Origin of the sequence: Plantibacter sp. ME-Dv--P-122b (genome assembly GCF_030209375.1) — a bacterium.
Taxonomy (GTDB): domain Bacteria; phylum Actinomycetota; class Actinomycetes; order Actinomycetales; family Microbacteriaceae; genus Plantibacter.
Map to the genome: position 1 here is coordinate 238,965 of NZ_JARVSC010000002.1, position 12,095 is coordinate 251,059.

Consider the following 12,095-nt stretch of genomic DNA (forward strand, 5'->3'; position numbering starts at 1 on the left):
GATGCGGGCTCACGCCTGCTGATCGGGGTCGGCACCGCGCGGTGTCGGCCCCGACGTGTCCCGGTCTGATCAGCGGCTACGCGGCGGGGCGGTCGACTGTCGGACGATGAGCACCGGCTTCTCGAGCGGTACGTCCTCCTCGATGGTCTCGCCGAGGAGGCCGAGGAGCTTCGCCGCCGCCGCCCGTCCACGCTGGAACGCGAACCGCTGGACGGTCGTGAGCTGGGGGTCGACCCATTCACCGACCTCGAGCCCCTCGAACCCGACGACCGAGACGTCCTCGGGGACGCGCAGGCCACGGCTCTGGACGGTCCGCATCCCGGCGATCGCCATGGTGTCGGTGCCGTAGAGGATCGCCGTCGGTGGCGACGCCCCGTCGAGGAGTCGGTTCGTCTCCTCGGCGGCGGCGGCCGGCGAATAGCCGACGCTCGAGATGGAGTGCGGGGTGAGCCGGTGGTGGGCGAGCCGGGCGGTGAAGGCCTCGCGTCGGATGTTCGGGAGCACGAACCCGGCGGGGCCGCTCACGAACGCGACGTCGCGGTGGCCCAGACCGACGAGGTGATCGACCGTCTCGGGGATGCCGGCGCTCGGCGGGTCCGCGTCGATGTAGTCGACCACGCCCGGTTTCCACGGGGTGCCGACGAGCACCGCCGGCACCCCGAGGTCGCGCATGAGGTCGAAGCGGGTGTCGCCGACCACCGAGTTGGTGAGGATGACGCCGTCCATCCGCTGGCGCTCCGCCAACGACCGGTAGAACGCGGACTCGTCGTGTCGTCCCGTCAGGAAGACGTTGAGGAGCAGCCCGTATTCGCGGGGACTCAGGAGGGATTCGATCCCGGAGATGAGTCCGACGTTGGCCGCGCCGACCTCGGGGACCGGGGAGGAGCTGGTGAGGACGAGCCCGATCGCCTGGGCGCGCGAGGTCCGGAGCGCGATCGCAGCCGGGTTCGGCGTCCAGTTGAGTTTGCGCGCGGCCTCCCGGACGCGCTCGGCGGTCGGCGGCGAGATGCGACCCGTGCCGTTGAAGACCTTCGAGACCGCTCCGGCCGACACGCCCGCAAGCGCGGCGACATCGGAGATGGTGGGGCGGCCGTGTTTCCGGCGCCCGGCAGGTGAGGTCATGACCGTGTCGTCCTTTCGCCCTCAGCCTATTGCGCGGGACGCTCGAACCGGTGGAGCGGCGAGTGGTCAGAGCCCGTGCCGTTCGAGCTGGTCCTCGTACCGGATCTGTACGTCCTCCGGCTCGACGCTGTCGATCGGCGCCCAGATCGCTTCGAGTTCCTGCCGGACCGCGGTCGGCAGGGCGGCGAACTTCTCGTCCCATGCGGCGATCGGCGTCCAGTACCCGACCACCTTGAACCGGGTGGCGGGCAGCCCGAGCTCCTTGCGCAGGTACTTGCGCACGTCGCGGAGCGCCACCGTCTCACCCGCTACCCAGATGTAGCCCTGATCGAGCGGGAGGCGCTCGTCCACGACGCTCCGGACGAGTCGGCCCAGCGTGCTCGGTCCGTGCCCGTTGCCGCCCACCACCCAGGTGACCGTCACGTCGTCGTTCGTCTCGACCGCGATCCGATCCTGTTCGCTCGGTACCTCGAGCACCACGCGGGTCCGCAGTCCGCGCGGTGTCTGTGCGACGATCCGTTGGACGGCGGGAAGGCCGGTGAGGTCCGCGACGAGCACCTGCCAGCCGATGTCGGCGGGCGGCGCGTACAGGCCGGTGGGCGAGTTCAGCCCGAGCACGTGCCCGGGCTGGGCGCGAGCCGCCCACGGCCCCGCGACCCCGGCCTCGTGCACGACGAAATCGATGTCGATTTCGACGGGGTCCTGCCGCACGGCGCTGATGGTGTAGGTCCGCATCGGTGCCTGCGGTGAGCCTTCCGGCGTCTCCCACCAGTCGCCTGCCGGTACCGGGAGCGACACGTCCGTCGGGTCGGCACCGTGGGGGAAGAACACGCGGACGTACTCATCACCCGTCCCGGTGCTGTCGAAGTCCTCGACGCCCGGACCGCCGAGGGTGATGCGGATCAGGTTCGGACTCAGGGGTGTCGCTGCGGTCACGATGCCGCGGTGGATCTTCATGGCGTCTCGGCCTTTCGGGTCGGTTCGGTGTGCTGGGTCTGGTGCGGGCTGTGCGCGAGCCAGGACTCGCGGTAGGGGCCGGGGGAGGCGAGGAGGTCCGCGTGCGTGCCGTGTTGGACGATCCGACCGTCCGCGAAGACCGCGATCCGGTCGGCGGTGGCGGCCTGTTCCAGCCGGTGCGCGATGAGCAGCGCGGTCCGGTCCGTCCGGAGGGCGGTGATCGCCGCTTCGACGGCGTCGCGATGGTGCAAGCCGACGTCGGCGGTCGCCTCATCGAGGATCACGATCGCCGGATCGGCCAGGAACGCCCGAGCGACCGCGAGTTGCTGGATCCGTCCCTCGTCCAGCGGCACGGGCGACGGCCTCGAGTCGGTGAGGTCCGCCGTCGGGCCGTCCCGCAACGCGGTGACCGCCCACTCGGCTCCGACGGCACGGAGTGCCGACACCATCTCGTCCGGGCTGGCGTCCGGCGCGCCGAGCCTGAGGTTGTCGGCGATCGAGCCACGGAAGTGATGGAGCTCCTGCGACAGGTAGTACGGGGTGTGGCCGACGAGCACGCGTCCCGACGTCGGGGGATGGTGTCCAGCGACCACCCTCGCCAGGGTGCTCTTGCCCGAGCCGGACGTGCCGACGAGCGCCGTGGTCGTGCCGGGCGGCACGTCGATGGAGACCTCCGCGATCCCACGGTCCGTGGTCGGATACCGGAACGTCAGGTCGCGCACTCGGATCCCAGGCGCTGCGTCGACGCCGTCTGCGACACCGCTGACGGGGGAGGGCGACTCCGGCATTGCGGACGACGGTGCTGCGAGGTCGATGACCCCGACGAGTCGAGCCAGCCCGACCGTGGCCCGCTGGATGTCGTCGAGCCCGAAGATGAGCCGGCCCACCGGATCGAACAGCCGGTGGAACAGGAGCGCGGCGGTGGTCACGAGCCCGACGGTGATCGTGCCCTGCAGGTTGAGGAGGAAGCCGGTCGCCAGGATCGCCGACAGCCCGACGAGCTCACCCGAGTTGATCCATCGGAACAAGCGGTTCGCGACGCGCACACCCTCGATCTGCGCGTCGATGGAGGCGGCCGCGCGTTCCCGGACGCGTTCGAGCGCGTGGTCCGTCCCGGTGAACGCGGTGAGGGTCTCCGAGCCGTCGACCGCGTCCAGCACGGCCTGACTGCGCGATGCTTCGCGGATCCGGACCGCGCGGAACACCACTCGGGATCGCCGGAGGAACGCACGGGTCCCGAGGACGTAGCACGGTGCCGAGGCGAGACCGGCGAGCGCGAGCCACGGGTCGACGGCTGCCAGGGCGACGGCCGACACCCCGATCGCGAACCCGGCGGAGAGCAGTGTCGGGGCGACGTTCCCGCCGGCCTCCGCGACCGCGTCGACGTCGCCGGTGACCCGGGACAGGAGATCGGCACGCTCACCGTCGTCGACCGCGCTCACCGGGAGCCGCATGGCCGAGGCGAACACGTCCTCGCGCAGTTCGGCGAGGAGGTCCTGCACCAGCCCGGTGAGCACCCGAGTCGCCCACAGCGTCACGGCGACGGCCCCGACAGCGCCGACGGCGGCTGCTGCCACCCAGCCTGAGACGACGCTCAGCCCGGCATCTGTGGCGACGGCGTCCACGATCCGCCCGAGACACGCGGGCATCACGACGCCCAGTGCGGCGGCCGCGAGGAAGAGGACGACCACGGCGGCGGACCGTCCGCGGTGTCGTCTGAGGAGGGCACCGACGACGGTTCGGACGCGGGAGCCGTCGGCGACCGGGAGCATCTCGGCGGTGGTGGGCTCCATGGCGGGATCAGTCATGGTGAGTCTCCGAACCGGGAGCGAGCTCGACGACCCGGTCGCAGGCGTTCAACAGGACCGGCGAGGTGGTGATGACGACGACGGTGCCGGAGTGCGCCGCGAGTGCTCGGGCGATGCGGGTCTCCGTGAGGACGTCGACGGCCGACGTCGGTTCGTCGAGGACGAGCACGTCCGCACCGGTATGGAGCGCCCTGGCGATGCCGACGCGCTGGCGCTGCCCGCCGGAGAGCCGTCTGCCCGCCTCACCGACCGGTGACGACCAGCCGCCGAGCTGCACGACCGCGTCGTCGAGCGCCGCCATGCCCACGAACACTGCATCCGGGTCGCCGGTCACGTCATGACCGCGGACCGCCTCCGCCAGGGTGCCGCTCATGATGCGCTGGCCGTGCGGGGGCGCGACCACACGACGGCGGTACGCCACCGGGTCGAGGTCCAGCTGGTCGAGGAGTCTGCCGTCGACGGCGAGCGAGACGCTGCCGCGATCCGCGGGGGTCCGCATGCCGAGCAGGCGGGAGAGGGCGCGCGCGGTGTCGCTGTCCGGCGGCCGGACGCCGAGCAGTTCACCAGCACGGACGTCCACCGGTCGGTCCTGGTGTTCGGGACGGAAGGACAGCACGACGTCGGTCGCCGGGCCGGAGTGGGACATCGTGTCCACCCGGCCGCCCGCTTCGAGGAGGTCGTCGGCGTCGACGACCGCGGCCAAGCGCTTGGCGGAGGCGAGCTTGTGGATCCAGTTGGACGGGAATGATCCCGCCTGTGCGAGGTATCCGCTGATGAACTGCGCGAGGCCGAGCACCGTCACGAGTTCGCCGATGCGGATCCGCCCCTCCGCGGCGAACCAGGCGGACAGGCCGACGAGTGCGGCCATGACGAATGCCGCCAGCGTGCCGCTCACGGCGTCGAAGAGGGCGAGGGACCGCCCGGCGGCCGTCGCTGCGCGTCGTGAGACATCACTGGCGGCGTCATACCGACGCACGGCCTCAGTACGTCCGCCGATGCCGACGAGCACTCGGAACCCGCTCATGAAGTCGGCGGCCACCGCTCCGGCCTCGGTCGCCGCCCGCTGCTCGGCGAGCCCGCGGCGCTCCAGCGGGCGTGACACGATGCGCATGACGAGCATCATCCCGATGGTCGACACGAACACCACGATCGTCGCCACCGGCGAGATCACCGACATCGCCAGCGCTGCCCCGATGATCGCCGCGATGGTCGCGGACTGCTGCGCGACCGACCAGGCGACCCCGGCCACCCGGTAGGTGTCGGACGTGACGACCGTCAGGGCCTCACCCGCCGTCAGGTTCTGCCGCGAGAGCTGCGGCCGAAGCATCCGGGAGAGGGTGAGGTGCCGGAGCGCCTGTTCGCCGTGCCCGTAGATCGACACCATGAGGCGCGACGCCGACTGGTAGCTCACCGTCAGGACGAGGAAGGTTCCGACCAGGACGCCGATCCAGAGTCCGAGGGCGGCCGGATCGGACGGCACCACCGCGCGGTCGATGGTCGCCCCGATGATGACGGGGATCGCCGCCTCCGACAGGGAGTGAGCGATGAGGAGGGCGGTCGCGGCGACGAGCCGGACTCCGCGCCCGTCCGCTGCCAGCGCGATGCCGAAGAGTCGCCGCGGCGTGCCCGTCGTCGTCCCGCTCACCGGCTCCGCCGTCCGAGCGGGAGCACCAGTGGGGTACCGGAGACGGGGTCGGTGATGACCCGGCACGGCAGGTCGTACACGGCCCCCACGAGGTCGGCGGTGATGATCTGCTGCGGATCGCCTTGGGCGACGATCGCACCGTCGCGCATCGCGACGAGATGGGTCGCATAGCGGGCCGCGTGGTTGAGGTCGTGGAGGACCGCCACGAGGGTGGTGCCGCTGCGGTGCAGATCCGTGAACAGCTCCATCAGCTCGATCTGGTGCGCGATGTCGAGGAAGGTCGTCGGTTCGTCGAGCAGCAGGTGCTTCGTCTGCTGGGCGAGTGCCATCGCCACCCAGACGCGTTGCCGCTGGCCGCCCGAGAGCTCGTCGACCAGCCGGCGGGACAGCTCCGTGACCCCCGTCGCGGCCATCGCCTCCGCGACCGCCGTTTCGTCGGCGCTGCTCCAGGTCCGCATGGCGCTCTGGTGCGGGAACCGTCCACGCCCGACGAGGTCGGCGACGGTGATCCCGTCGGGGGCGATGGCGGATTGGGGGAGGAGCCCGAGTCGGCGAGCGGTGTCCTTCGGTTTCGACGCGCGGATGTCCGCCCCGTCGAGGAGGACGGCACCGGCGGTCGGACGCAGGAGCCGTGCGAGTCCGCGGAGCAGGGTCGACTTGCCGCAGGCGTTCGGTCCGATGATGATCGTGAACGAGTCGTCCGGCACCTCGAGCGACAGCTCGGACACGATCGGAGCATCCCCGTAGCCCAGGGTGAGGTCGCGGGCGAGGAGCGACGTGGTCATGGGAGTTCCTTTCACGTGCGGCGCACGAACTGGGCGGCCAGCAGGCAGGTCAGATAGATGCCACCGACCGAGAGCGTCACCACGCCGACCGGGACCGCGAGCAGCTGGGCGACGGCGTCGGAGACGACGACCAGGGCGGCTCCGGTGAGCATCACCGGCGCGAGGCCCATCGGGGTGTTCGAGCGGGTGAGCCGTTGAGCGATCTGCGGGGCGGCCAAAGCGATGAACGAGATGGGGCCGGCGGCGGCGGTGACGAGGGCCACGAGGGCTACACCGACGACCATGGCGATCACCCGGGTGCGTCCCGGACGCACCCCGAGGGCCATGGCGGCGTCGTCGCCCATCTCGAGCACGGGAAGCGAACGTCGGAGTGGCCGTGCCAGCAGGGCGAACACGACGAAGGCCGTGGCGGCGGGGAGCAGCTGGTCGAAGCCGAGCGAGGCGAGGGACCCGGCACCCCAGGTGGCCGCCATCATCGCCTGCTCGACGCTGACGGAGATGAGGATCCAGGAGGTGAGGGAACCGAGCCCGGCCGAGACGCCGATGCCGACGATGATCAGCCGGAAGGACGACATGGTGTGGCGGTTCGCGAGGAGGGCGACCAGGAGGGCGGTCAACAGACCGCCGACGAGTGCCCCGGCGGCTTTGAACAGGTAGGTGTTGAGGCCGAGGACGAGCATCGTCAGCGTGACGCCGAACTGTGAGCCGACACCGAACCCGATGATGTCCGGTGAGCCGAGCGGGTTGCGGGTGAGCGACTGGAAGATACCCCCGGAGAGCGCGAGTGCCGCCCCGCAGAGCACCGCGAACAGCACCCGCGGCAGTCGCCACCCGGTCACGACCTGGCGGACGTCCGGGTCGGATGCGGGGTCGACGATCGCCCGGATCACCGCGTCGAAGCCGATCTCGTACGCGCCGATCGTCGTCGCGAACAGCCCTGCTCCGATGATCACCACGATGAGCGCGAGGCACACGAGGACGGACCGCGCGGGTACGAGCGTCGCGATGTGCGCGGTCTCCACGCGGATCAGGCGTCGGCCGTGGTCGATCACGCTCACAGTCCACTCACCCGCTTCCGACGCACCAGCATGATCAGGATGGGAGCGCCGAGGAGCGCTGTGACGATCCCCACCCGGAGCTCTCCGGACGGCAACACGATCCGGCCGAGGACGTCTGCGAGCAGCAGGAACGCGGGGCCGATCACCATCGAGTACGTCAGCACCCAGCGTTGGTCGGGGCCCGTGAACCACCGCACGACATGGGGGATCATGAGTCCCACGAAGGCGATGGGACCGGCGGCTGCGACGCCCGTACCCGCCAGGAGGGTGACGGCGACGACGACCCACACCCTGGTGCTGCGCACTCGCGCCCCGAGCGCCTGGGCGAGTTCGTCTCCCAGGGTCAACGCGTTCAGCGACCGGGCGCAGAGCAGACCGATCACGAGGCCCGCGACGATCAGCGGAGCAGCCCACGTGAGCTGGTCGAGGGTGCGGCCGCCGATGGATCCCACACTCCAGAAACGCATGACCTGGAGGGTGCCTTCGTCCCGCAGCACGATCGCGGTGGTGAAACCGGTGCAGGCGGCACCGAGGGCGACTCCCGCGAGCGTCAGTTTCATCGGGGTCGCACCCGATGCCCCGACGGATCCGAGCGTGTAGACGACCACGGTGAGGATGAACGCACCCGCCAGGGCGAACGGGACGTAGGTGCCGGGAGTCGTCAGTCCCAGGACACCGACCGCGAAGGTCACGGCGAACGACGCACCCGCGTTCACACCGAGAACGCCCGGGTCGGCGAGCGGGTTGCGCGTGAAGGCCTGGATGAGCCCGCCGCACACGGCGAGCGCCGCGCCGACCAGGATGCCGAGCAGGGTCCGCGGGACGCGGAGCTCCATGACCATGAGGTGCAGGGGGTTCGCGTCGTCGTAGGCGACGAGCGCTCCGACGACGGTCAGGGGGTCGATGGCCCGATTGCCGACGGCGAGCGAGGCGACGGCTGCGGCGATCAGCACCACGGTGGCGACGAGGAGTCCGGCGGCGAGCGTCCGGGTGCGGTGCGGCGAGACGTCTGCACGTCCGGCCGCACCGGGCTTCGGGACGTCCGGTCCGTCGCCCGCGACCAGCACTGCCGTCGGGGCGGCGGACCGGGACATCTCCGACGTCACTTGCCGTCGATGGTCGGCTCGCCCTGCAGCGCCGCTGCGAGGTCGTCGACGTAGCCGGGCAGGACGTACTGCAGGGACAGGACGGTCGGCGCGCTGATCGCCGAGGCCTTGGCGGCGTCGGCGTAGATCACGTAGGACCCGGCGGCGATCGGCGACCAGCGCGACACCACGGCGTTCTCGACCGTGTACGTCCCTTCCTCGGCACTCCCGCCCCATGCGGCGAACAGGTCGGCGTCCACGTCGTAGAGCTGCTCGAGGCTGACGCCGGTGTACCAGTTGTCGCCCTCGGCGCTCGCGAGGAAGCCGTCCATCGCCGAGGTCGAGGTGAAGCCGAGCGCTTCGGTGATGCGGACCCGCGGATCGTACTCGAGGTAGACGCCGAGGTCCGTCCCGCCCTCGTTCAGCGTGAGGCCCCAGACGAAGCTCTTGTCGTCGAACTCCGGGTGCGCGTCGGCGAGGGAGGTGATGAGGTCCTCGGTCTCGCCGATGAGTTCCTCGGCCTTGGCCTCCTCCGACATCGCCTTCCCGACGGTGCGGGTCATGCCCTCCCAGGTGCCCGGGTTCCAGGGTCCCTCGATGTAGGGGACGGTCGGGGCGATCTCGGTGAGCCGCTCGTATTCGATGTCGGTGACACCGGAGTAGAGGCTGAGGATCAGATCGGGCTTCAGGGACTTGATCGCCTCGTAGTTCGGGCCGTCGTCCGTGAAGGGGATGATCTCGGGCATCTCACCGTACGCCTCGGAGACGTAGTCCTCGAACCAGGGCTGGTAGCCGCTCTCACCGGCACCCCAGACCTCTTCGATGCCGACGGGGTTGGTGCCGAGGGCGGCGACGATGTCGGGCGTCATCCACCCGAGAGCCACGATCCGTTCCGGTTTCTCCGGGATGACGGTCTCACCGTGGGCGTGTTCGATGACGACGCCGTCGGTCGATGCCGTCGTCGATCCGGTGTCGCCGGTGGCGGCCGAACATCCGGCGAGGGCGAGAGCGGTGGCGATGACGGCGGCGAGGAGGGTGGATCCTCGGCGGGCGTTCGGGCGCGCGGAAGCGTGCGGCATGGGGCTCCTTTGAAGAGGGGGGAGTGGGATCACCGCTGGCGATCCCGAAGTTAGGTAAGCATGTCCTAACAGAACGATCGTAGGGCGCATCCGCGCGCGCCTGCGTCGAGGAACCGACGAGTTCTGTCGCGGATCCGACACGATGATGCGTGCCCGGGTGGATCAGCGCCAGTAGAGCTGGTGGGCGGGGTCCGCCTGCACCCGTGCTACGTACTCCCGCGGGGTCATGCCGAACCGGGCTCGGAAGCTCGCGGAGAAGGCACTCGAGGACGCGTACCCGCACCGGTGCGCCGCCGCCCCGATCGGCATGCCGTCGATGATCAGCCGCGCCGCCAGCGTCATCCGGACGCCCGTCCGCCACCGGGCGAAACTCATCCCGGTGTCGTGCTGGAAGATCCGCAGCACGGTGCGCTCGTGGAGGCCGTGCACGTCGAACAGCTCGCGCGCGCCCCGGAGGTCTCCCGGGTCGGCGAGGATCGCACGGACGAGCGGACGGACACGATCGTCGGACGGCATCGGGATCTCGCCCCAGCCGTCCGCCGTCTCCGGCGCGGGCTGCTGCAGCATCTCGATGAGGACCGCCTGCGCGCGGACCCGGAGGTCGGTCGGCATGTCGTTGATCCCGAGGTGGAGCAACATCTCCTGCACCGCACGCGGGACCAGGACCTGGGTGACGGTCTCGACGGGCGCGATCAGCGAGGTGGCGGGAAGGTAGGTGTAGCACCCGGTGGAGTCGCGCTCGTGGTGCGCCGTGTGCGGCGTGTGTGCTGGGATCCACACGCCCTGACCCGGTGCGAGGCGCCACATCGCGTTCGGGAGATGCACCCACACGGTGCCGCGGTAGCACCAGGCGAGCATGGCGTCCGGATGACGGTGCGGTGGCGAGAGCGGGCGACTCCCGGTGTCCTCGTCGGTGACGACACCGGTGCCCATCAGATACGGTTCGGCGACCGACGACGGATGCTCGGGGCTCGCGTCCCAGTCGACCTGGCTGTACGGGCTCAACGAGCGCTCCGCGCTGTGCGACCGTCCACGTCATCGTGACGCCGTGTCGCTGAGCCTGCCATGTCCGCCATGCTAGCGGGCCGGTCCTCGCCGGCGGCTTGCCGCGATGACCCGCAGACGGGACACTGGGGTCGCTGCATGGACGTCATGAGCGGGATCTTCGGGGGAAGGAGCAGCGATGACCGCTGCACCGGGATGGTACGAGGCGGGGACGCCGGGCAAGCTGCGCTGGTGGGATGGAACGCAGTGGACCGCTCAGGAGGCCGACGCCGCGCCACCGGTGCAGCAGCTGATGCCGGTCGCACATCGGGCGCCGACTTCGATGGCGTCACCGTCGCAGCTGCCGTCCGGACCGCAGCTGGGCTGGTATCCGACGGGGCCGGATCAGCTCCGATGGTGGGACGGCTCGCACTGGACGGGGCTCAGGGTCAAGAACGGGAAGCCCGGGACCGATTGGGCGACCACGGAGCAGCCGAGCTTGGCCTGGGTGTTCGGCTCGGTCTTCCTCGTGCTGGCGATCGCGCAGTTCAGCCTCGGCGCGCTGTCCAGCCACCTGTCGTTCAACGGATTCCCGATGCTCCTCCTGACGCTGCTCTGGTTCGGCATCGCCGCCCAGACGACCGCCGTACGGCGGATCCCGCAACCGGTCGGCGCGCCGGTGGTCATCGACGTGGTCCGTCCATTGCCAGGTGAGCACGACGGTCCCGGTGCCGGTTGGTACTCCGTGTCGCCGCGGGCGACGAGGTGGTGGACCGGCTCTCGCTGGGCCCAGTACGTCGGAACCCAGTACGGCATCCGGCCGACGTTCCATGGAGCGCGCGCGTTCCGCACCTATCTCGTCATGTCCTGGGTCGTCCTCGGGATCGGTGTGCTCGCCTTGGCCGTCGGTGTGGTGATCCTCGTCAACAGCAGCGGCGACGGCTACGGCTTCCTCGGAGGGTTGATCGGCGGCATCGTCGTCGGTGGCGGTGTCCTGTTCGCGGTCCTCGGCGGGGTGCTCCTGATCATGTCGCGGATACAGCGCCGGCTCCTGCTGCTCCCGGAGCAGCCGCCCGGGCGCTGACCGCGGCGCGGTACAAGGGGAGGGCAGCCCGTCGTCCGCGGGTAGGCTCGTCAGTCGGATGCGACGCGTCCGACCACCGATCCGAAGGGCACACGATGACCACGCAGGAACTCACCATCTCGAACTTCGAGGACACCGTGTCGGCCGAGGGCATCGTCCTGGTCGACTTCTGGGCCGAGTGGTGCGGCCCGTGCAAGGCTTTCGGGCCCGTCTTCGAGCAGTCGAGCGAGACGCACCAGGACGTCGTGTTCACCAAGGTCGACACGGAGGCGAACCAGGAGCTCGCGAGCGGGATGCAGATCACGTCGATCCCGACGCTCATGGCGTTCCGCGACGGCGTGCTCGTCTTCTCGCAGGCCGGTGCCCTCCCCGCGCCGGCACTCGAGGACCTCATCTCGCAGGTGCGCGGTCTCGACATGTCCGAGGTGCACGCCGCCATCGCAGCGGCGAAGGCCGAGGCACAGGCCGAGTAGCCGACGTCCTGAAGA

The 12,095-nt window shown here is 70.5% G+C and carries 11 protein-coding genes; 2 read left to right on the forward strand and 9 right to left on the reverse strand.

All coding sequences use genetic code 11. The annotated features are described in order from the left end of the window. Positions 1 to 69: 69 nt before the first annotated feature. From QRN19_RS04575 to QRN19_RS04615, 9 genes are all read right to left on the reverse strand, one after another. Positions 70 to 1,122, reverse strand: coding sequence for a LacI family DNA-binding transcriptional regulator (locus QRN19_RS04575; RefSeq protein ID WP_285025508.1), 1,053 nt, complete (start codon positions 1,120 to 1,122; stop codon positions 70 to 72). 66 nt (positions 1,123 to 1,188) lie between these two features. Next, positions 1,189 to 2,079, reverse strand: coding sequence for a siderophore-interacting protein (locus tag QRN19_RS04580; protein ID WP_285025509.1), 891 nt, complete (start codon positions 2,077 to 2,079; stop codon positions 1,189 to 1,191). Next, on the reverse strand, positions 2,076 to 3,887 hold the full coding sequence (locus QRN19_RS04585) for an ABC transporter ATP-binding protein (protein WP_285025510.1): 1,812 nt from the start codon (positions 3,885 to 3,887) through the stop codon (positions 2,076 to 2,078). The genes QRN19_RS04580 and QRN19_RS04585 overlap by 4 nt, the downstream gene beginning before the upstream one ends. Continuing rightward, on the reverse strand, positions 3,880 to 5,532 hold the full coding sequence (locus QRN19_RS04590) for an ABC transporter transmembrane domain-containing protein (protein WP_285025511.1): 1,653 nt from the start codon (positions 5,530 to 5,532) through the stop codon (positions 3,880 to 3,882). Before QRN19_RS04590 ends, QRN19_RS04585 begins: the two co-directional genes overlap by 8 nt. Continuing rightward, the gene (locus QRN19_RS04595; protein WP_285025512.1) at positions 5,529 to 6,317 is read right to left on the reverse strand and encodes an ABC transporter ATP-binding protein; all 789 of its coding nucleotides are present in this window, start codon (positions 6,315 to 6,317) and stop codon (positions 5,529 to 5,531) included. Before QRN19_RS04595 ends, QRN19_RS04590 begins: the two co-directional genes overlap by 4 nt. 11 nt (positions 6,318 to 6,328) lie before the next feature. Continuing rightward, positions 6,329 to 7,369: a FecCD family ABC transporter permease gene (locus QRN19_RS04600; protein ID WP_285025513.1), complete on the reverse strand. Its 1,041-nt coding sequence runs from the start codon at positions 7,367 to 7,369 to the stop codon at positions 6,329 to 6,331. Positions 7,370 to 7,371: 2 nt separating this feature from the next. Further along, positions 7,372 to 8,469: a FecCD family ABC transporter permease gene (locus QRN19_RS04605; protein WP_285025514.1), complete on the reverse strand. Its 1,098-nt coding sequence runs from the start codon at positions 8,467 to 8,469 to the stop codon at positions 7,372 to 7,374. An 8-nt stretch (positions 8,470 to 8,477) separates the two neighbouring features. Continuing rightward, entirely contained in the window at positions 8,478 to 9,539 is a 1,062-nt protein-coding gene (locus tag QRN19_RS04610) for an ABC transporter substrate-binding protein (protein ID WP_285025515.1), read from the reverse strand. Between the two features lie 162 nt (positions 9,540 to 9,701). Beyond that, a complete protein-coding gene (locus tag QRN19_RS04615) occupies positions 9,702 to 10,544 on the reverse strand; it encodes a helix-turn-helix transcriptional regulator (protein ID WP_159878645.1) in 843 nt (280 codons plus the stop codon). A gap of 178 nt (positions 10,545 to 10,722) precedes the next feature. On the opposite strand from QRN19_RS04615, the gene QRN19_RS04620 reads away from it, so the two are divergent. Continuing rightward, positions 10,723 to 11,607 carry a DUF2510 domain-containing protein gene (locus tag QRN19_RS04620; RefSeq protein ID WP_285025518.1) on the forward strand — a complete coding sequence of 295 codons (885 nt, stop codon included), beginning with the start codon at positions 10,723 to 10,725 and terminating at the stop codon, positions 11,605 to 11,607. A gap of 95 nt (positions 11,608 to 11,702) precedes the next feature. Then, complete coding sequence (gene trxA, locus QRN19_RS04625) at positions 11,703 to 12,080, forward strand: thioredoxin (protein ID WP_285025519.1); 378 nt, start codon at positions 11,703 to 11,705, stop codon at positions 12,078 to 12,080. The last annotated feature ends 15 nt before the right edge of the window (positions 12,081 to 12,095 follow it).

What these genes read in the sequence shown, in the direction of transcription:
- QRN19_RS04580 (WP_285025509.1), bottom strand. Translation starts at nt 2,079, where the DNA reads ATGAAGATCCACCGCGGCATCGTGACCGCAGCGACACCCCTGAGTCCG.
- QRN19_RS04605 (WP_285025514.1), bottom strand. Translation starts at nt 8,469, where the DNA reads ATGTCCCGGTCCGCCGCCCCGACGGCAGTGCTGGTCGCGGGCGACGGA.
- QRN19_RS04575 (WP_285025508.1), bottom strand. Translation starts at nt 1,122, where the DNA reads ATGACCTCACCTGCCGGGCGCCGGAAACACGGCCGCCCCACCATCTCC.
- QRN19_RS04585 (WP_285025510.1), bottom strand. Translation starts at nt 3,887, where the DNA reads ATGACTGATCCCGCCATGGAGCCCACCACCGCCGAGATGCTCCCGGTC.
- QRN19_RS04620 (WP_285025518.1), top strand. Translation starts at nt 10,723, where the DNA reads ATGACCGCTGCACCGGGATGGTACGAGGCGGGGACGCCGGGCAAGCTG.
- QRN19_RS04595 (WP_285025512.1), bottom strand. Translation starts at nt 6,317, where the DNA reads ATGACCACGTCGCTCCTCGCCCGCGACCTCACCCTGGGCTACGGGGAT.
- QRN19_RS04610 (WP_285025515.1), bottom strand. Translation starts at nt 9,539, where the DNA reads ATGCCGCACGCTTCCGCGCGCCCGAACGCCCGCCGAGGATCCACCCTC.
- trxA (WP_285025519.1), top strand. Translation starts at nt 11,703, where the DNA reads ATGACCACGCAGGAACTCACCATCTCGAACTTCGAGGACACCGTGTCG.